Here is a 19583-nt window from a genome sequence, read left to right on the forward strand (position 1 = left end):
TGCCGTCAGTCAATTAAGCCGTGTGCTGCGAGCGTTCACAGGCGGTCCTGCACAACCTGCCCGATGGGCCGCACGTTCTGTCGCGGACATGCCGCCGGACGCGCATCGTCCCAGGTCGCCGCCCCGGTGCGGGCGCATGGGAAAGGCCCGAGGCGCTGAGGCGCCTCGGGCCTGAGGTGGTGCCGGGCCCGCCATCGCGGGGCCCGGCACCGTGGGTCTCTCAGCCGATGTCAGGCATCGGTCGGGGTCGCCGGGACCGCACGGTGACGACGCACGCGGCGCACCACCATGAAGATCCCGCCGAGGACCAGCAGGCCCACGACCACGGTCGAGACGATCTGGATGACCACCCAGGTCGGCGGCGTGTAGTCCACCGTCGCGCCCGGGGCCAGGCCGTCCATGGCGTTCGAGTTCGCGACCGTGAACAGGATGTTGTGGGTCGCGTTGCGGATGTCCGTGACCGCCTTCGCCGACGACGTGTCGCCGAACGACTTCGACGGCTGGAAGGTCAGCGTGAGGTCCGTGCCCGCCGAGATGCCCTGGTTGGGGTTCATGTACGGGTACAGGTTGAAGTCGGTGATCGCGAAGCCCTCGAAGCCCCACTCCTCACGCAGCACGTTGGTCATGAGCGCCTCGGAGCCGCCGGTCCAGGTGGCGCCGATGCGGTTGAACGAGCTCATGATGCCGCCGATGCCGATGGTGGTCTCGGCGGTGGTGCCCTGGTCGTCAGCGAGGTACTCGACGTCCATCGTGACGTCCTTGACGGCCATCTCGAAGGGCTTGAGGTAGATCTCGCGGATGGTCTGCTCGGTCGCCCAGGTGGCCGGGCCGTTGTCGACGCGGTTGGTCTCCTGGTCGTTCATCGCGAAGTGCTTGAGCGTGACGTACACGCCCTTGCTCGCGACGCCGTTGGCCACCGAGGTCGCCATCGCGCCCGACAGGAACGGGTCCTCCGAGTAGTACTCGAAGTTGCGGCCCGCGAAGGGCGAGCGGTGCAGGTTCACCGCGGGTGCGTACCAGCCGTTGATGCCCTTCTGGAGCGCCTCGTTGCCGAGCATCTCGCCCATCGCGGCGCCGAGCTCGACGTCCCAGGTCTGGGCGATGAGGAACTCGGACGGGTAGGCCGTGCCGTTGATCGACGAGTTGATGAACGACGAGAAGCCGGCGGGGCCGTCGGGCTCGAGCGTGGTCGGCTTGGCGATCGAGCCGATCGCGGCCGTCTGGTACGCGCCGTTGAGCAGCATGTCCGTCATCTCGCCCACGGTCAGCGAGTCGAGGAGCTCGTCCCACAGCGGGTCGTCCTTCGCGAGGCCGCGCAGGTCGATCAGCTGGAGGTCCGACTTGGCGTTCGTGGTGGGCTTGTCGCCCTCGAAGGCCTCCGCGGCCGCGTCGTAGTCCCAGGCCTCGAAGCCCTCGACGGTCGCGTCGGAGGCGATCATCTGCTCGGCGGTCGGGGCGGTCGGGAACGTGCCGGCGAAGTCCGCACGCGACATGATCTGGACCGTGCCGTCGGCGCCGTCGGCGGAGAAGTTCGCCGAGACGTCGTCGAACTGGTTGGTGACCTCGGCGAGGTCCGACGCGCGGTGGTTCTCGCCCGAGTAGACGATGTCGGAGCCGACCGTGTAGGTGAAGGGCTCGGTGCCCTCGGCGACGTGGTGCGAGTCGGTGCGCAGCGACAGGACGTAGTCGCCCGCCTCGAGCACGTACGCGGCCGCATCCTGGTAGTCGTAGGACGCCATGTCCTCGACCGCGAGCTCGATGGTCACCGTCTCCGAGGCGCCGGGCTCGATCACACCGGTCTTGTCGAAGCCGCCGAGGACCACCTCGGACTTCTCGATGCCGCCGGGCGTGTACGGGGCGGTGTAGTAGAGCTCGACCACGTCGCGGCCGGCGACGTCACCGGTGTTGGTGACCTCGACGGTGACCGCGATGGTGCCGTCCACGTCGCCCGCCTCGGTGCCCGTGATCTCCCACGCGAAGTCGGTGTAGCTCAGGCCGTAGCCGAACGGGTACACCACGGCGTCGTCGTAGTCGATGAACCCCTCGGCCGCGGCGGTCTCGTAGTAGCGGTAGCCGACGTAGATGCCCTCGGCGTAGTTGACGAACGGCGCGTTGGTGGTGACCGACGCGTTGGAGGTCGCGGACTCGGTCGCGGAGACCGGGTAGTGCGCCTCGATGTTCTCGTAGAAGTAGCTGCCGAAGTTGACGAACGTGGGGTCTGCCGTGAAGTCCGCGGCCCACGTGTCGGTGGTGCGGCCCGAGGGGTTGACGTCACCCGAGAGGATGCCGCCGAGCGCGTTGAAGCCGGTCGCACCGGGCGAGCCGGCGAGGATGATGGCGTCGACGCCGTCGTCCTGCTGGAGGTCGCCGAGCTCCATGGTCGTCGAGGCGTTGACCACGACGACCACGGTCTCGAAGCTCTCCTCGGCCAGCGCGATCATGTCGCGCTCGTCCTGGTTCAGCTCGAGCTGGTGCTGGCCCTCGACCGCGTTGGCGTCCACACCGGTCATGTCGGTGGTGAGGTCGCCGCCCTCGCCGCCCGGACGGGCGATGAAGACCACGGCGGCGTCGTCGTAGTCCGCGAAGGTCGAGACCTGCGACTCGTACTGGTCGACCGGAAGCTCGCCGATGTCGTAGGTCGAGATGTCGGGGCGGTCCATCTCGATGTGGCCGCGCTTGGTGTCCTCGGTGTACGCGTCGATGGTCTGGTACATCGCGTCGTTGATCGAGAAGCCGGCGTTCTCGAGGCCCACGCGAGGCGTGATGGCCGAGTTGGTGTCGACCGAGCCGGAGCCCGAGCCGCCGAACACCGGGTCCGCGGCAGCGCGGCCCAGCATCGTGACGGCCGCACCGGAGTCGAGCGGCAGCGCGTCGTCCTGGTTCTTCGCGAGGACCATGCCGCCTGCGGCGATCTCCTCGACCAGGGCCTGGGCCGCGGCGTCGACCTCGTCGATGTCCGCGTAGTCGGACTCGTAGTACGAGGTGTCCCACCCGGCGGACTCCTCCGCGTTGGTGAACTCGTAGGTGCCGTTGCCGAACTGCGAGGCGACCCAGCCGCCCGCGATGATCAGGGCCATGTTCGCGACGATGGTCAGCGCGACCACGAACGACAGAACAGGGATCCAGATCGACAGGTATGCCTTGTTGGACATCCGCTTCTTGGCAGCGGCGTCCTTCCTCGGGCGTGCGTTCACTACAGGGTCTCCTTCACAGCTTCATGGGGTGCGGCGGCGCTGATGGAGCCGGCGGCCTGCCGCGGCGGCGACAGGGGGACGACGCGTGCGCATCGTCCCCCTGTCGCTCCCGGTGCGTGGAGCAGGCTTGCGCCTACTCGGTCACCTCGGTGATGTTGCCGTCCTGGTCGATCTGCCAGGTCTGGCCGGTGGCGGCCGAGTCGGCCTCGATGACGAACTTGTCGCCGTCGTTGATGGTGACGGTGCCGGTGACGCGCTCCGAGGCGTCGCTCGCCACGAACGGCATCACCATGAGGCCGTACTTCACGGTCGGCGCGTCGACGTCGCTGGCCAGCATGACCTGCGCCCATGCGTCGTCCTCGAGCGCGTCGAGCACGGCCTGACGCGCGTTCTGGAGGTCCTCCGCGACGTCCACCGTGGTGGTCTCCTCCACGGCGGCATCGCCCGATGCGGCGGCGTCGCCCGAGTCGCTCGAGCACCCGGCGAGCCCGAAGGCTCCGGTGGCGGCGAGCAGGATCGCGAGGCCGGTGGCCTGAACCTTCTTGTTCATTCTGTTGCTCCTCACTGGTGTCGAGCCGCGGAACCTTCCCGCGGTCGGGTCGCCCACCGTAACCCGGGTCACGCGCCTGCGTGACAGGACCTCTGGGGGCGGGATGTGGCCGACGGCGTCGCCGCCGGCCACATCCCAGGTACTGCGTTCCTACTTAGGAGATGGCTCCCGAGTAGTTGAGGCCGAAGCCGTAGTCGTACGCGTTGCCGTTGGCGTCCGTGTACGGGGTCATGTCCTTCGCGACGTCCTCCTGCTGCGCCTCGACCGTGTCCATGTTCGCCGGGAACTGGATCGGCAGACGGCCCGAGGGCTCGTAGTTGCCGACAGCCACGTCGACCAGGGCCTGGTCGGAGGTGCCGAAGCTCACGAGGATCGCGTCGGCGTCGGCCTCGAACTCGGCCGGGATGACCGCGTTGGTGGCCTTGAGGGTGGCGACGACCGGGATGTCCTTGCCCGATGCCTCGACCGCGGCGACCGCACGCTCGAAGGCGTCGAGGTCGGCCTCGTTGGAGGCGGTCACGGAGTTGCCGAAGTACGAGCGGTTCTCCTTGGTGCCGTCCTCGAGGATGTCACCCGAGATCGAGACCTTGCGGACGTTGTCGCCGTCGGCGGTGTACTCGCGGTACTGGAGCGACAGCGGGTAGTACTCGCCGGTCTCCATGTCGTAGCCGGAGTTGCCGAACACGGCACCCGTGGTGGGGCTCTTCATGCCCACGAGGACCAGGTCCACGTCGGACAGGTCGGGCGTGGTGTAGCTGACGACCTTGCCGTCGGCGTCCAGCTCGACCTCGTCGGTCACCACGGTGCCGAAGAACTGAGCCGCGACGTCGAGGTCGAGGCCCGGGCCCTGGCTGTAGGTCGCCTCGCCGAACAGGCTCGGCAGGCCGTTGTCGCTGGTCTGCGGGATGTAGACCGTCTTGTCGGACCAGTCGGTGCCGTCACCGATCACGCCGTTGTTCTTCAGCATGACGATCGACGCGAGCTGCGCGTTGTAGCCGGCCTCGACCTTGTCGGCCGACGCGAGCACCTCTGCCGACTCCTCGGGGTCGAGGAAGGCGGACTCGTACAGGCCGGGCGCGAAGAACATGTTGAGGATGCGCGCACCCGACTCCTGGAAGCGGGTCTCCGCGTCCACGTCGAGCTCGCCGGCCTCGAACTTCTCCTGCCACAGGTCGGCACCCTCGAGGAGGAAGGTCGCGTCGTTGACGCCGCCGAACATGTCGTGGCCGGTGCTCAGCACCTGGACGTAGCGCTCGGCCGGGGTCAGGTCCTCGGCGCCCCACGCGGTCGCGATGAACGCGCCCTCGTCGTTGGCACCGGTCATGACGCCCCAGTCGGTGACGACGACGCCCTCGTAGGAGTTGTCCTCACGCAGGATCGACATGAGGCCCGAGTCGTACGCGGTGCCCATGCGGTCCTCGAACAGCGCGTTGCCGTCGGCGTCGAGCGAGATCGAGTAGGAGGTCATCACGGCCGCCGAGTCGAGCGCGCCCTGGAACACCGAGACGTGCTCGGCCAGGTTGTCCCCCGGGTAGACGCCGTACTTGCCCGCCGCGGTGTGCGACTCGCGGCCGCCCTCGCCCGGACCGTCGCCGGCCCAGTGCTTGATCATCGCGTTGACCGAGTCGGCGCCCCACACGGACTCGCCGTCGGTGCCCTGGAAGCCGCTCGTGTAGGCGGCGGCGAGCTCGGCCGACTGCGCGGCGTCCTCACCGAAGGTGCCGCCCACGCGGAGCCAGCGGGGCTCGGTGGCGAGGTCGATCTGCGGGGACAGCGCGGTGGTGATGCCCAGCGCGCGGTACTCCGCGGAGGCCATCTCACCGAACTGCTGCGTCCACGAGGCGTCGAACGTCGCCGCGAGGCCCAGGTTCGAGGGCCAGCGCGAGATGTCCGCGCCGTCGGCGTTGTAGACACCGCCGGTGGCGGCCTCGGAACGCGGGTCGGACGCGAAGTTCACCGGCACGTAGACCGCGTCGTCGGTCGCGAGCGTCTCGACGAAGGCCTGCATCTCGTTGACCCACGGCACCGTGACGGCGGCGTCGGAACCGGCGGCGTTGAGCACCGCGCGGAGGTGCGAGCCCTCGAGGTACTCCTTCTGCGCGTCGGTCAGGCCGTCGGCAGGCGAGCGCTCGTGCGAGCTGAAGAGCATCAGACCGGCGATCTGCTCGATCGTCATCTGCGAGGCGAGGTCCGCCGCGCGCTCGGTCGAGTCGACGCGCCAGTCCTCCCAGGTGTCGAGCGTGCCGTTGGCGTTCATGTCCTTGAACGCGTACGTGGCGCCGTCGATCTCCTCGTCGATGAGGGTGACGCCGCTGTCGACGCCGTAGGTCAGGTCGGGGCCGTCACCCGGGTTGTCGACCTTGACGAACGTCGTCGTGCCGTCGGTGATCTCGGTGGTCGTGTACTTGCCGGTCGCCGTCTCAGCGGACGGGCTGGCGTCGTCGTCGGACGAGCTTCCCGTGCATCCGGCGAGCGTGATCGCGATACCCAGGCCCGCGAAAGCCGCGACACCCTTGATCTGCGTGGGCCTCATGCGTGTGCCCCCTTCGTCATCGTTGACTCCATCGGTTTCTCCTCATCGACCGGCGGCGCCGGTCGACTCCGCGCCATGCGCGGTGGTGCTGCGCGCCCTCGACGCCGCATGAGGCGCCTCGGGTGCTGAACGTGAGTCAATCAGCGGGCCGGAGCGGCCCGGCGCTGGCCTGCATAACCTGTCGGTTGGCGTGCACAACCTGTGACGGAACGGGCTCTCCGTGACCGTTCCGTTACCGGCCCGCGACCGTGGCGCGACCTCCCGACGGCGCGCTCGAGGCACGGGATCCTGCCTGGCATGAGGCGCTCGACGGCCAAGCCGGGCGCTGCCGCACCGGCGGCGGCGTCAGCCCCGCCGCACCCTGACGTCGCCCGCGAGGACGATGCGCTCGTCACCCGAGGCGGTGCGCACCACGAGCGCCCCCTCGGAGGTCAGCGCCGTCGCACGGCCCGCGACCGGCACCCCGCCCGGGACGTCGACGGCGACGTCCCAGCCGAGGGTCGCGGTCACGCGCTCGACCTCGGCCCGAGGATGCGCACCCGCGTCCCACATCGCGACCGCACCGTTGAGCTCCGCCGCGAGCGCGCGCATCAGGGCCACGCGGTCGAGCGCGGTGGCGCCCAGCGTCGCGAGCGAGGCGGCGTGTGGCACCGGGAGCTCGCCCGGCGCCTGGGAGATGTTGATGCCGATCCCGGCGACGATCGCATCGTCCGGTGTGGTCTCGCACAGGATGCCCACGGCCTTGCGCCAACGCCCCCACCCAGGGATGTCCCGCGCTCCTGCCTCGACCACCACGTCGTTGGGCCACTTGAGCCAGGCCCCCACGCCCAGTCCTCGCAGCGCGCGGACCGCCGCGAGACCCACCACGAGCGGCGCCCAGCCGAAGTCCTCCCGCGCGATGTGGCGGGGACGCAGCACGAACGACACGGTGAGCGCCGCGCCCTGAGGCGTCACCCACGAGCGCCCGACCCGGCCGCGGCCCGCGGTCTGGTGGTCGGCGAGGAGCGCCGACATGTGCGGCCAGTCCTCGGGAGCGCGCGTCGCGGCCTCGAGCACGCGGGAGCTCGTCGACGGGGACGCGGGCACCACCACCAGGCGCGACAGCGTGCCGGGGACCAGCGAGGCGAGCGCCGCCTCGGTCAGCGGGCGGCGCGACGCGGCGACCGCATCGGCTCCGGGGGTGCTCACCGGGCTAGGCTAGCGGCCAGTCCTACCCCCAAGGAGAACAGTGTCACCGATGAGGCCCGGCAAGACGACCGCGTCCGCGCTCGCGGACCTGCGCAAGAAGGTCGACGCCGCCGTCACCGCTCCCGAGGCCACGGCGCAGGAGAAGCAGCACGCGCGCGGGAAGAAGACCGCCCGCGAGCGCATCGAGCTGCTCCTCGACGCGGGCTCGTTCACCGAGCTCGACCGCCTTGCGCGGCACCGCAGCCGCAACTTCGGTCTCGACAGGAACCGCCCCTACGGCGACGGCGTGGTCACCGGCTACGGCACCATCGACGGACGCCAGGTCGCGGTGTACTCCCAGGACTTCACGGTCTTCGGCGGATCGCTGGGCGAGGTCCACGGCCAGAAGATCGCCAAGATCCAGGACTTCGCGCTGCGCACCGGCGTGCCGCTCATCGGCATCTCGGACGGCGGCGGCGCGCGCATCCAGGAGGGCGTCGCGGCGCTCACGCAGTTCGCGGAGATCTTCCGGCGCAACGTCGCCGCCTCGGGGGTCATCCCGCAGATCTCGATCATCCTCGGGCCGTCCGCGGGCGGTGCCGTGTACTCCCCCGCGCTCACCGACTTCATCGTGATGGCCGACGGCACGTCGCAGATGTTCATCACGGGTCCCGACGTCATCAAGTCCGTCACGGGCGAGAACGTGTCGTTCGAGGACCTGGGCGGTGGCCAGGCGCACAACGTCAAGTCCGGCGTCGCACATTACCTCGCGCAGGACGAGGACGACGCGATCGAGTACGTCCAGCATCTGCTCCAGTTCCTGCCGCAGAACAACCTCACCGACGCGCCGTCGTGGGAGTCGGAGGCGGACCTCGAGCCGGCGGAGACCGACCTCGCGCTCGACACGCTGGTCCCTGACAGCGACAACCAGCCGTACGACATGAACACGCTGATCGAGGCGATCGTCGACGACGGCGAGTTCCTCGAGATCCAGCCGCTGTTCGCCCCCAACGTGGTGGTGGGCTTCGGCCATGTCGAGGGCCACTCCGTGGGCATCGTCGCGAACCAGCCGATGCAGATGGCCGGCACGCTCGACATCAACGCCTCGGAGAAGGCCGCGCGCTTCGTGCGCACGTGCGACGCCTTCAACATCCCGATCATCACGCTCGTCGACGTGCCGGGCTTCCTGCCCGGCGTGAGCCAGGAGCACCAGGGCATCATCCGCCGTGGCGCGAAGCTCATCTACGCGTACGCCGAGGCGACCGTCCCGCTGGTCACCGTCATCACGCGCAAGGCCTACGGCGGCGCCTACATCGTCATGGCGTCGAAGCAGCTGGGCGCCGACGTCAACCTCGCGTGGCCCACGGCGCAGATCGCCGTGATGGGCGCGGGCGGCGCCGTGAACATCCTCCACCGCCGGACGCTCGCCGACGTCGAGGCCAAGGGCGGCGACGTCGAGGGCGAGCGCCAGGCGCTCGTCGAGGACTACGAGGACCGCATCGTCAACCCCTACGACGCCGCCGACCGCGGCTACGTCGACGCGGTGATCGAGCCCTCGGAGACCCGCGCGGAGATCGTCAAGGCCCTGCGCGCCCTGCGCACCAAGCGCGCCGCGCTCCCGCCCAAGAAGCACGGGAACATCCCGCTGTGACCGCGGACGATGCCGGGGTGGGCCAGGCCGCAGGGCTGAGGGTGGTGCGCGGCACCCCGGACGAGGCCGAGCTCGCCGCGCTCGTCGCCGCCGCCGCGGCGATGGCGTCGAGCGCCGAGGACCTGGAGGACCCGGCGAGCCCCCGCTCGGCGTGGATGGACCGGTCCCGCACGCTCCGCGGGCACCACGGGCCGCTCCCCCTGGGCCGCGGCGACGGCGCCTGGCGCCACTCGCTGCGCTGACATGGCGCGCACCCGGATCGATGCGCGGCATCGCTGGAAGGTCGCGGCGCTGGTCGCGATCCCGAGCCTGCTCGCCCTTCCCTGGGTGATCGTGACCGCGGAGACGTCGGCGGCGGTGCGACCGGCCGCGGCCGAGGGGTTCGCGCACGCCGACGCGGCGCTCGTGCTCGGGGCGCGCGTGTACGCCGACGGCTCCCCCTCGCCGTTCCTGCTCGACCGGGTGACGGTGGGCGTCGAGCTGTACCGGGCGGGGCTGGTCGACGGCCTGCTCATGAGCGGCGACGGCGACGACTCGTCCGGCCACGGAGAGACCACGGTGATGCGGGCGCTCGCCGAGTCCATGGGGGTGCCCTCCGACGCGATCGTCGAGGATCCCCTGGGGCTCGACACCTACTCGTCGTGCATGCGTGCGCGCGAGAGCTTCGACGTCGGCTCCGTGATCGTCGCGACGCAGCAGTTCCATCAGGCCCGCGCGGTGTGGCTGTGCGAGCAGGCCGGGCTCGACGCGCAGGGCGCCTATCCCGACCCGACGCCCACGCGCCACACGCTCATGGGGCATGTCCGCGAGGTTCCCGCGATCGCGAAGTCGGTGCTGGACCTGGCGCGCGGGCGGGTGCCGGAGGGGTGAGCGCATCGTGACACGTCTTCTCTCTCTTGCCGGGGCGGGCCTCGCGGCACTCGCCGCGCCTCAGGCCTATGCGCGCGCCGCCGCGGCGAGCACGATGCACCCGGCCGCGTCGGCGGCCTTCGGTCCCGCCGACGCCGCGCTCGTGCTCGGGGCGCGCGTCCTCCCCGACGGACGCCCGTCGCGCGCGCTGCGCCAGCGCGTGGAGGTCGGCGCCGCGCTCTACCACCGCGGCGTGGTGCCGCTCCTGGTGCTCACGGGCGCCGCCGACAACCGCGAGGGGCTCGACGAGACCGAGGCGATGGAGCGCACGGCGCTCGAGCTCGGCGTGCCGGCGGACGCGCTCGTCCGGGACGGCTCGGGGCATGACACACGCGCCTCGGCGCGCAACGCGCGCGACCGGCTGGGGCTCGCCAGCGTGGTCGTGTGCACCCAGGAGTTCCACGTGCCGCGCGCCATGTGGCTGTGCCGCAGCGTCGGCCTCGACACCCAGGGCGCGTTCCCCCCGGTGCTCGCCCACCGCGACACCGCGCTCGGCTATGCGCGCGAGCTGCCCGCGACGTGGAAGGCGGCGCTCGAGATCGCGCGCGACACGATCGCTCCCGGGGACGCGCCGCGCTGAGCATGCCGCTCGAGGCGGGATCCGGGACCTAGGGACTTAGGGAAGCCTCACCTTGCGGAATTAGCATCGTGGGGTGCTGCTCACCATGCTCGAGCCCGGTGCCGTCGCCCGGATCCGCGCGATCAGCGCTGACGCCGCCGTCGCGCTGCGCCTGCGCGAGATGGGCCTGCGCCCGGGCACCCGGGTGCGCCTTGCGGGCCGCGGCGCGGCGGGCGCGAGGGTGATCGCGATCGGCGGGGCACGCATCGCGATCGACCGTGGCACGTCCGCCCTGATCGAGGTGGAGCCCGCATGAACGCCGCGCTCGGCACCGCGACCGTCCTCCTGGTCGGCAACCCCAACGTGGGCAAGTCGACGCTGTTCAACCACATCACGGGCGCGCGGCAACGGGTGGTGAACGCGCCCGGCACCACGGTCGCGCTCACCGAGGGATCGTGGCGCGTCGAGGGCGTCGACGTCACGCTCGTCGACCTGCCCGGCACGTACTCGCTCATCGCGCGCTCGCCGGACGAGCAGGTCGCGGCCGATGCCGTGGCGGACCCCCGCCGGGGCCTGGCCGTGGTGGTGCTCGACGCGACCGCGCTCAGCCGCTCGCTCTACCTGCTGGGCCAGGTCGCTCGTGCCGGCCGGCCCGTGGTCGCCGCGCTCACCATGACCGACCTCGCACGGGCGCGCGGGCTCGGCCCCGACACCGCCGCGCTCGCGGGCGCGCTCGGGGTGCCCGTGGTCGAGGTCGACGGCCGCACGGGCGCCGGCACGCGCGCGCTCGCGGATGCGATCGCCTCCGCGCTCTCGACGCCTCCGCGCGTGTCCGGGATCGAGCCCCAGGCCGCCGACCACGAGCTCGGGGACGAGCTCACGCACGCCCAGCAGCTCTTCGACTGGGTCGAGGGGATCGCGGATGCCGCGCTCCCCGTCGGCGAGGCGCGCGAGTCGTGGTCGGATCGCGTCGACAAGGTGCTGCTCAACCCGTGGGCGGGGATCCCGGCGTTCCTCGCGGTCGTGTGGGCCGTGTTCCAGCTGACCACCGGCGTCGCGGCACCGCTCATGGATGGCGCGGCCGCGCTGGTCGACGGTCCCGTCACGGCGGCGGCCACGTGGCTGCTGGGCACGCTGCACGCGCCGGCCTGGCTCGAGTCGTTCGCGGTCGGCGGGCTCGTCGCGGGTGTGGGCGCGGTGGCGTCGTTCATCCCCCTCATGGCGATCATGTTCGCGTCGGTCACGGTGCTCGAGTCCAGCGGGTACCTCGCGCGCGTCGCGGTGGTGGCGGACCGGGCGATGCGTGCGGTCGGCCTCGACGGCCGCGCGATGCTCCCGCTGATCGTCGGGTTCGGGTGCAACGTGCCGGCGCTGTCCGCGACCGCGGTGCTCCCCCACGCGCGACAGCGCCTGCTCACCGGTCTCCTGGTGCCGCTCACCAGCTGCACCGCGCGGCTGACGGTCTACCTGCTGCTGGCGGAGACCTTCTTCCCCCGGCACGCCGGCACCGTGGTGTTCGGCATCTACGTGGTGTCGATCGTGCTGGTCGTGCTGTTCGGGCTCGTGGCACGGCGCACCGTGCTGCGCGACGCACGCCCCGAGCCGCTCATCATCGTGCTTCCCGACTACCAGCGGCCGCACCTGCGCACCCTCGCGCTGGGCGTACGTGCCCGCACGGTCTCGTTCGTCCGCAAGGCCGGCAGCGTCATCATGGTCGCGATCGCGGCGCTGTGGGTGCTCCAGGCCATCCCGGTGCGCGGCGGGCACGACCTCGCCGACGTCCCCCTCGAGGACTCCGTGTACGGCGCGACCGCGATGGCGGTCGCCCCCGTGCTCGCGCCCCTGGGGCTCGACGACTGGCACATCGCGGCATCGTTGGTGTCCGGCGTCGCCGCCAAGGAGGTCACCGTCGGCGCGCTCGCCCAGTCGTATGCGCTCGAGGACCCGGCCGGCGGCTCGGCGGTGGCGCTCGAGGATCAGGTCCGTGCCACGGTCGAGGCCTCATCAGGAGGATCCCCCGGCGCGGCGGGCCTCGCGTTCATGGTCTTCGTGCTCGCCTACCTGCCCTGCATGGCGACGCTCGCGGAGCAACGGCGGCTGTTCGGCTGGAGGTGGACCGCCGGTGCGGCCCTGTCCCAGCTCGCGATGGCGTACCTCCTCGCCGCCGCCGTCTTCCAGGTCGGGAGGCTCCTGTGAGCGGCGTCCTAGGCGCGGTCGTCGAGCGCCTCGCGGGAGGCGAGACGCCGCGCGCGGCTGCGCGTGCCCTGGGCATCCCCGTCGACCTGGCCGAGGCGGCGGCAGCCGAGTGCGAGCGCCTGGGCCTCGTGATGCGAGCAGGGGCGGCGTGCGGCACCTGCGCGCCGGGACGCACGGTCGCGTGCGCGGGCTGCCCCTTCGCCGGCTGAGCGCCGGTCAGACGGCGGAGCGGGTCGCGGCGAGCCCCGCGGTCATCGTCTCGAGCGCGCCGCGGATCTGCGCCAGCTGCTCATCGTCGAGCGCGGCGAGCTGCGCACGGCGCTGGACCCGCGCGGTGCCCACCACCTCCTGCGCGAGCTCGCGACCCTCCGCGGTGAGCGACAGCCGTCGGATGCGGCGGTCGTCGGGGTCCTCGTGGCGATCGAAGATCCCGCGCTGCACCATGCGCTGGACGATGCCGGTCGCGACCGACGGATGGACCCCCACCGCGTCGGCGAGGTCCGTGGTGGTGCACCCGTCCTCGGCGTAGAGGATCACGAGCGCACGGAACTGGTGGAGCGTGAGGCCCATGTGCGACACGGTCCCCGCGAGCGACGGCACGGATCTGCGCAGGAACACCACCAGCGCCTCGCAGGCCTCTTCGAGAAGCTCCTCGCGATCGCTCATGCCCCACCCCCAGACGCCGCATCCCCTCGGCGAATCCCACTATAGACGCGCTGGCCAGGCCGTTTGCGCATCCGTACCTGTCTGCACGCCTATTTCAGACTGCTTGATCATATGCAGGGTCAGGAGGATCCTGCCGGAGCACGCGCGGGTTCCGGACCGCGCGACGTCAGGCGTCCCCGCGGTCGGCGAGCGCTCCTCCGTCCGCGACGATGGTCGCGAGGATCTCCCGCAGCTGACCGATCTGCGCGTCGCTCAGCGCCGCGAGGTGCGCGACGAAGCCGCGCTCCGCCTCCCGGGTCGCCTCGTCCACGAGCGCGACCCCGGCAGCGGTGAGCGAGAGCAGACGGACCCGCGCGTCGTCGGGGGACGCGGTGCGCTCGATCCAGCCGCGGTCCACGAGCCGCTGCACCACCCCCGTCGCGATGTTGGGCCTCACTCCGAGGACCTCGGCGGCCTCCGCCGTCGGCACCCCCGGGGCGCCGTGGAGGAACACCAGAAGGTGGAACTGGATAGGGGTCAGCGCCTCCGCGACCAGGGTGCGGGAGTGGTCGCGCATCGACCGTCGCACCAGGCGATGCTGGAGCTCGAGGATCTCTGCGATCGCGTCGTCCCGCCCCATCGCCCCTCCTCGACACCCGCGGCATTAGTTCACGTGAGGCGAACTTGATAGTTCGCGTCACGTGAACTAGCGTAGCCGACGTCCCGACGCCGGGACGTCCCCACCCTCCTCCACCCCCAGGAGACCTCTGTGTCCAAGCCACCCGCCGCACCCGCGTCGAGCCTCGCGGACGCCCTCGCCGAGGGCATCGCCGAGTCCACCTACCGCCGCCGCTGGGCCATCCTCGCCACGCTCTGCTTCGCGCTCATGACAGCCATGATCGCGAACATGAGCCTCAACCTGGCGCTGCCGGAGCTCGCGGTCGAGTTCCAGCTCACCCAGCTCCAGATGACGTGGGTGGTCGAGGCGTTCGCGCTGGTGTTCGCGTCGCTGCTGTTCGTCGCCGCGGCGATCGCGGACCGCTACGGCCGCAAGCGCGTGATGATGGCGGGCCTCGCGATCTTCGTGGTCGCGTCCGCCTACGCCCCCTTCTTCGCGCAGACCGGCGGCGAGCTCATCGCGTCGCGGGCGCTCATGGGGATCGGCGGCGCGCTCGTCATGCCCACCACGCTGTCGCTGGTCAACGTGGTGTTCCCGTCGAAGGAGCGCCCCAAGGCGATCGCCATCTGGTCGGCCGTCGCGGGCGTGGGCATGATGTTCGGCTCGGTGCTCACCGGCGTCCTGCTCCACTTCTTCGACTGGCACGCGGCGTTCCTGCTGGGCGCCGTCTTCGGCCTGATCGCGCTGCCCCTCACCGGCCGCATCGTGCCCGAGTCGGTCGACGAGAAGCGCACGCCGGTCGACTGGCTGGGCGGCGCCCTCATCACGGTGGCGCTCGCCGGCATCGTCTACACGATCATGGAGGCCCCGTCCCACGGCTTCGAGGATGCCCTCACGGTGGTCGCCGCGGTCGCCGGAGCGGCCTCGCTCCTGCTCTTCATCGCCTGGGAGCTGCGCGTGGCGCACCCCATGATCGACCTGGGCCTGTTCCGCCGCTCGCGGTTCTCGCTGTCCGTCATCTCCGTGACGCTGACGTTCTTCGCGATGATGGGCGCGTTCTTCGGGATGACCCAGATCTTCCAGCTGGTGATGGGCTACGACGAGATCACCACCTCGGTCGCGTTCATCCCGTCGATGCTGCCCATGATGGTCGTGGGCCCGCTGGTCCCCAAGCTCGTGGAGAAGGTCGGCACCCGCTGGACCGTGGTGCCCGGGCTCGTGGTGATCGCGGGCGGCTTCCTGCTCATGACCACCTGGCCCACGGTGCCCTCGTACTGGGACTTCCTCCTCGCGATGAGCACCGTCACGCTCGGCATGGCGCTCGTCATGACGCCCGCGACCAACATGCTGATGTCCTCGGTGCCGCGCAACCGCTCCGGCATGGGCTCCGCGATGAACGACACGACCCGCGAGCTGGGCGCGTCGCTCGGCATCGCGGTGCTGGGCTCGATGATCGCGAACGCCTACACGTCCAACATCGCGCCCGTCGCGGAGCAGCTCCCCGCAGAGGTCTCGGGGATCGTCGAGGACTCGCTCGCGGGCGCGATGGCGGTGAGCGCAGAGATGGGCGACGCCGGAGCGCAGATCGCCCACGCCGCGCAGGCCGCGTTCATGGAAGCGAACCAGCACTCGATGCTGATCTCCGCGATCATCGCGGGCATCACGGCGCTCATCATGCTGATCGCGCTCCCGCGCGGCGAGAAGTCGCTGAGCGCGGAGCCGCAGGAGGACGCCGACGCGGCCCTCGAGCCCGCCTCGGCCTAGCCCCCTCCCCCGCGCCCTGGCGGGACATGGGTGCAGGATCCCCTGCTGATCCGGCACCCATGTCCCGCCAGTGCGCGCAGCAACTACGCTCGACCGCATGCCCGTCCCCCTGCTGCTCGCCTCGCAGTCCCCCGCACGCCTGTCCACCCTCCGCTCCGCCGGCGTCGAGCCCGACGTCATCGTGAGCGACGTCGACGAGGACGCGGCGCTCGACGCGGCACGCGCCTCCGCGGCGGCCGCCGGCGAGACGCTCTCCCCGGCCGATGCGGTCCTCGCACTCGCCCGCGCGAAGGCCGAGCACGTGGCCGCCGAGTACGAGACCGCGTCGATCGTTCTCGGCTGCGACTCGATGCTCGAGCTCGACGGCGAGATCCTCGGCAAGCCCGCGGACGCTCCGACCGCGATCGAGCGGTGGCGCGCGATGCGCGGCCGCACCGGCGTGCTCCACACCGGCCACTGGCTCGTCGACGACCGCGAGAGCGGCACCGGCGGCACGCTCGGCGCGACCTCCTCCACGGCGGTGCGCTTCGCGAACCTCACCGATGCCGAGATCGAGGCGTACGTCGCGACCGGCGAACCCCTCAAGGTCGCGGGCGCCTTCACCGTCGACGGCCTCGGCGGCCCCTACGTCGAGGCGATCGAGGGCGACTACCACGGCGTCGTGGGCGTGAGCCTGCCGCTGCTCCGCCACCTCCTCGGCGACCTCGGGGTGGCGTTCCACGAGCTGCGGGCCTGACGCCACACCCCCCTGGGTTTGTAGGCCCGGCACAACCTACGGGGCCGTAGGGGCGCATCGTTCCGCGAGTCGTTGTGGGGATCCCACAAACGGCAGGGCATGCACTTAGAGCCGTGCACAGACTTAGGTCCCGGTGCCGCCGCGTGCACGGGAGGTCGAGCGACCCCGCGCTACGGTTTCGGGGTGACAGCCTTCTCCTCCGTGCTCATCGCGAACCGCGGCGAGATCGCCGTCCGCATCATCCGCGCGTGTGCGGACGCCGGACTGCGCTCCATCGCCGTGTACGCGGACCCCGACCGCACCGCGCCGCATGTGTCGCTCGCCGACGAGGCCTACGCGCTCGGCGGGTCGACCGCACGCGAGACGTACCTCGACATCGCGAAGATCGTCGACGCCGCGCGCCGTTCCGGCGCCGAGGCCGTCCACCCCGGCTACGGCTTCCTCGCGGAGAACTCCGACTTCGCCCGCGCGGTGATCGATGCGGGCCTCACCTGGATCGGCCCCTCCCCGGAGGCGATCGACGGGCTCGGCGACAAGGTCAGCGCGCGCCATATCGCGCAGCGCGCCGGCGCACCCCTGGTGCCCGGCACCCCCGACCCTGTCGAGACCGCCGACGAGGTGGTCGCGTTCGCACAGGAGCATGGGCTCCCCGTCGCGATCAAGGCAGCGTTCGGCGGCGGCGGCCGCGGCCTCAAGGTCGCCCGCACCCTCGAGGAGATCCCGGAGCTGTTCGACTCCGCGACGCGCGAGGCCGTCGCCGCGTTCGGACGCGGCGAGTGCTTCGTCGAGCGCTTCCTCGACCGGCCGCGCCACGTGGAGACGCAGTGCCTCGCCGATGCGCACGGCAACGTCCGCGTCGTCTCGACGCGCGACTGCTCGCTCCAGCGACGCCACCAGAAGCTCGTGGAGGAGGCTCCCGCGCCGTTCCTCACCGACGAGCAGAACGCCCGCCTCGTCGAGGCCTCCGAGGCGATCCTCAAGGAGGCCGGCTACCAGGGCGCGGGCACCTGCGAGTTCCTGGTGGGCATCGACGGCACCATCAGCTTCCTCGAGGTCAACACGCGCCTCCAGGTCGAGCACCCCGTGACCGAGGAGGTCACCGGCGTGGACCTGGTGCTCGAGCAGTTCCGCATCGCCGCGGGAGGGTCCATCGCGGACCTCCACCCCGAGACCCGCGGGCACTCGCTCGAGTTCAGGATCAACGGCGAGGACCCGTTCGCGGGCTTCATGCCGGCCCCCGGCCGCATCTCGACCCTGCGCTTCCCCTCCGGCCCGGGCGTGCGCATCGACGCCGGCGTGGTCGAGGGCGACACCGTCTCCGGCAACTTCGACTCGATGATCGCCAAGGTGATCGTCACCGGCGCCACGCGTGACCAGGCGCTCGCGCGTGCCCGGCGCGCGCTCGCGGAGATGACCGTCGAGGGCATCCCGACCGTGCTCCCGTTCCACCGCGCCGTGCTCGACTCCCCCGCGTACGCGGCCACCGAGGGCTTCGGCGTCTACACCACGTGGATCGAGTCGGAGTTCGCGTCGACCCTCGCCGCGCTCGCGCCGGAGGCGCCCGCCCCGTCGGTCAACGGCGAGGACGAGGAGCCCGAGGCGACCGAGCGCGTGGTGGTCGAGGTCGGCGGCAAGCGGCTCGAGGTGGTGCTCCCGGCGAACCTCGCGCGAGCCGGGCGCGCGAGCGCGCGAGCCGCGGGGCGGCGGCCGATGCGCAGGTCCGGCAACGGCGGCGCGCGCGGCACGAGCAACGGCACCACGCTGAGCTCGCCCATGCAGGGCACCATCGTCAAGGTCGCGGTCGAGGACGGCGCCGAGGTGGCCGAGGGCGACCTCGTGGTGGTCCTCGAGGCGATGAAGATGGAGCAGCCGCTCACCGCGCACCGGGCCGGCATCGTCCGCTCGCTCGCGGCGACGGTCGGCGCGGGAGTCTCCGCGGGTACCGCGATCTGCGACATCGTCGACGCCGAGGCCTGACCGCCCCTTCTTTTTTCACGGCGACCGGGGGACGCATCACGGCCCGGACCAGGCATCTTGTGACGCGCCTAGGCATTTACGCAACTGTGCTGTTCCGTATATTTGACACTGCCGCCGCAGGGACCTTAGTCTCACGTCAGCACGGGTAAGGGCCGCCTTACCGTCCCCGACCGGAAGGCGCGTCCATGCTCGCCAACTACCTCATCGGCCTGCGCGAGGGCCTCGAGGCGGCGCTCGTCGTCAGCATCCTCGTGGCCTACCTGGTCCGGACCGACCGTCGCGCGCTGCTGCGCCAGGTGTGGTTCGGCGTCGGGATCGCCGCTGGCGTCTCGATCGGGCTCGGCGCGATCCTCACGCTCGGCCCCCAGGGGCTGAGCTTCGAGGCGCAGGAGGCGATCGGCGGCGCGCTCAGCATCGTCGCCGTCGGCCTCATCACGTGGATGATCTTCTGGATGGGCCGCAACGCCCGTCACCTCAAGGGCCACCTCGAGGGTGCGCTCGAGAACGCGATCGCGGTGGGCAAGGGCGCCATCATCGCGATGGCCCTGCTGGCCGTCGGGCGCGAGGGCCTCGAGACCGCGCTGTTCCTGTGGGCCGGCATCACGTCCGCCGGCTCGACCTGGGCACCCATCCTCGGCGCCTCGCTCGGCATCGCCACGGCGGTCGGGCTCGGCTTCCTCATGTACCGCGGCGCCGTGCGGGTGAACCTCCGCGTGTTCTTCCAGTGGACCGGGGTGTTCCTCATCGTCGTCGCGGGCGGCGTGCTCGCGTACGGAGTGCACGACCTCCAGGAGGCCGGCATCCTGCCCGGCCTGAACACCCTGGCCTTCGACATCTCCGGCGCGGTGCCGGCCACCTCGATCCACGGCACGCTGCTCAAGGGCATCTTCAACATCTCGCCGCAGACGACCGTGCTCGAGGCCGTCGCGTGGATCGCCTACGTGGTGCCGGTGATGTGGCTGTTCGTGCGCATGGCGTTCCGCTCCGGCCCGCCGCGCACCCAGGCCACCCCGGCGACCCCGCGCGACCTCGCCGCCGCCGGCGCCTGACATCCGTCCCAGCTCGACCCTCTTCCCGACCCGA

At 71.4% G+C, this 19583-nt stretch carries 17 protein-coding genes; 11 read left to right on the top strand and 6 right to left on the bottom strand.

Annotation, left to right across the window (positions count from 1 at the left end):
- Positions 1-230: 230 nt before the first annotated feature.
- The 4 genes from AOM00_RS04270 to AOM00_RS04285 form a co-directional block, all read right to left on the bottom strand.
- Entirely contained in the window at positions 231-3194 is a 2964-nt protein-coding gene (locus AOM00_RS04270; RefSeq protein ID WP_228373399.1) for a glycoside hydrolase family 3 C-terminal domain-containing protein, read from the bottom strand.
- Between the two features lie 133 nt (positions 3195-3327).
- Positions 3328-3744: a hypothetical protein gene (locus tag AOM00_RS04275; RefSeq protein ID WP_062516605.1), complete on the bottom strand. Its 417-nt coding sequence runs from the start codon at positions 3742-3744 to the stop codon at positions 3328-3330.
- Between the two features lie 154 nt (positions 3745-3898).
- Entirely contained in the window at positions 3899-6277 is a 2379-nt protein-coding gene (locus AOM00_RS04280) for a glycoside hydrolase family 3 N-terminal domain-containing protein (protein WP_062516606.1), read from the bottom strand.
- A gap of 345 nt (positions 6278-6622) precedes the next feature.
- Entirely contained in the window at positions 6623-7465 is an 843-nt protein-coding gene (locus AOM00_RS04285) for a biotin--[acetyl-CoA-carboxylase] ligase (protein ID WP_082096580.1), read from the bottom strand.
- A gap of 49 nt (positions 7466-7514) precedes the next feature.
- On the opposite strand from AOM00_RS04285, the gene AOM00_RS04290 reads away from it, so the two are divergent.
- From AOM00_RS04290 to AOM00_RS04320, 7 genes are all read left to right on the top strand, one after another.
- Positions 7515-9095, top strand: a complete 1581-nt coding sequence (locus AOM00_RS04290; protein ID WP_062516607.1) for an acyl-CoA carboxylase subunit beta — start codon at positions 7515-7517, stop codon at positions 9093-9095.
- Complete coding sequence (locus tag AOM00_RS04295; RefSeq protein ID WP_228373400.1) at positions 9092-9337, top strand: acyl-CoA carboxylase epsilon subunit; 246 nt, start codon at positions 9092-9094, stop codon at positions 9335-9337. The genes AOM00_RS04290 and AOM00_RS04295 overlap by 4 nt, the downstream gene beginning before the upstream one ends.
- A gap of 1 nt (position 9338) precedes the next feature.
- Positions 9339-9965 carry a SanA/YdcF family protein gene (locus AOM00_RS04300; RefSeq protein WP_062516608.1) on the top strand — a complete coding sequence of 209 codons (627 nt, stop codon included), beginning with the start codon at positions 9339-9341 and terminating at the stop codon, positions 9963-9965.
- A gap of 7 nt (positions 9966-9972) precedes the next feature.
- Positions 9973-10584, top strand: a complete 612-nt coding sequence (locus AOM00_RS04305; protein WP_169746807.1) for a SanA/YdcF family protein — start codon at positions 9973-9975, stop codon at positions 10582-10584.
- A gap of 73 nt (positions 10585-10657) precedes the next feature.
- On the top strand, positions 10658-10879 hold the full coding sequence (locus AOM00_RS04310; RefSeq protein ID WP_062516610.1) for a FeoA family protein: 222 nt from the start codon (positions 10658-10660) through the stop codon (positions 10877-10879).
- The gene (feoB, locus tag AOM00_RS04315; protein WP_062516611.1) at positions 10876-12759 is read left to right on the top strand and encodes a ferrous iron transporter B; all 1884 of its coding nucleotides are present in this window, start codon (positions 10876-10878) and stop codon (positions 12757-12759) included. Before AOM00_RS04310 ends, feoB begins: the two co-directional genes overlap by 4 nt.
- Positions 12756-12968 (top strand): hypothetical protein, encoded by a 213-nt coding sequence (locus tag AOM00_RS04320; protein ID WP_062516612.1) that lies wholly within the window; start codon positions 12756-12758, stop codon positions 12966-12968. The genes feoB and AOM00_RS04320 overlap by 4 nt, the downstream gene beginning before the upstream one ends.
- 7 nt (positions 12969-12975) lie before the next feature.
- Here AOM00_RS04320 and AOM00_RS04325 read toward each other — a convergent pair whose 3' ends face one another.
- A complete protein-coding gene (locus tag AOM00_RS04325; protein WP_062516613.1) occupies positions 12976-13425 on the bottom strand; it encodes a MarR family winged helix-turn-helix transcriptional regulator in 450 nt (149 codons plus the stop codon).
- 166 nt (positions 13426-13591) lie between these two features.
- Positions 13592-14044, bottom strand: a complete 453-nt coding sequence (locus tag AOM00_RS04330) for a MarR family winged helix-turn-helix transcriptional regulator (RefSeq protein ID WP_062516614.1) — start codon at positions 14042-14044, stop codon at positions 13592-13594.
- Between the two features lie 129 nt (positions 14045-14173).
- Between AOM00_RS04330 and AOM00_RS04335 the strand changes: the two genes are divergently transcribed.
- From AOM00_RS04335 to efeU, 4 genes are all read left to right on the top strand, one after another.
- Positions 14174-15787, top strand: coding sequence for an MFS transporter (locus AOM00_RS04335; RefSeq protein WP_062516615.1), 1614 nt, complete (start codon positions 14174-14176; stop codon positions 15785-15787).
- A gap of 97 nt (positions 15788-15884) precedes the next feature.
- Positions 15885-16523 (top strand): Maf family protein, encoded by a 639-nt coding sequence (locus AOM00_RS04340; protein WP_062516616.1) that lies wholly within the window; start codon positions 15885-15887, stop codon positions 16521-16523.
- Positions 16524-16706: 183 nt separating this feature from the next.
- Entirely contained in the window at positions 16707-18500 is a 1794-nt protein-coding gene (locus AOM00_RS04345) for an acetyl/propionyl/methylcrotonyl-CoA carboxylase subunit alpha (protein WP_228373401.1), read from the top strand.
- A 185-nt stretch (positions 18501-18685) separates the two neighbouring features.
- Complete coding sequence (gene efeU / locus AOM00_RS04350; RefSeq protein ID WP_062516617.1) at positions 18686-19549, top strand: iron uptake transporter permease EfeU; 864 nt, start codon at positions 18686-18688, stop codon at positions 19547-19549.
- Positions 19550-19583 lie beyond the last annotated feature (34 nt).

The organism is Demequina gelatinilytica (assembly GCF_000971115.1).
Classification (GTDB): domain Bacteria; phylum Actinomycetota; class Actinomycetes; order Actinomycetales; family Demequinaceae; genus Demequina; species Demequina gelatinilytica.

Coding starts and splice junctions, on each gene's coding strand:
- AOM00_RS04275 (WP_062516605.1), bottom strand. CDS start 3,744: ATGAACAAGAAGGTTCAGGCCACCGGCCTCGCGATCCTGCTCGCCGCC.
- AOM00_RS04280 (WP_062516606.1), bottom strand. CDS start 6,277: ATGAGGCCCACGCAGATCAAGGGTGTCGCGGCTTTCGCGGGCCTGGGT.
- AOM00_RS04290 (WP_062516607.1), top strand. CDS start 7,515: ATGAGGCCCGGCAAGACGACCGCGTCCGCGCTCGCGGACCTGCGCAAG.
- AOM00_RS04300 (WP_062516608.1), top strand. CDS start 9,339: ATGGCGCGCACCCGGATCGATGCGCGGCATCGCTGGAAGGTCGCGGCG.
- feoB (WP_062516611.1), top strand. CDS start 10,876: ATGAACGCCGCGCTCGGCACCGCGACCGTCCTCCTGGTCGGCAACCCC.
- AOM00_RS04325 (WP_062516613.1), bottom strand. CDS start 13,425: ATGAGCGATCGCGAGGAGCTTCTCGAAGAGGCCTGCGAGGCGCTGGTG.
- AOM00_RS04330 (WP_062516614.1), bottom strand. CDS start 14,044: ATGGGGCGGGACGACGCGATCGCAGAGATCCTCGAGCTCCAGCATCGC.
- AOM00_RS04340 (WP_062516616.1), top strand. CDS start 15,885: ATGCCCGTCCCCCTGCTGCTCGCCTCGCAGTCCCCCGCACGCCTGTCC.
- efeU (WP_062516617.1), top strand. CDS start 18,686: ATGCTCGCCAACTACCTCATCGGCCTGCGCGAGGGCCTCGAGGCGGCG.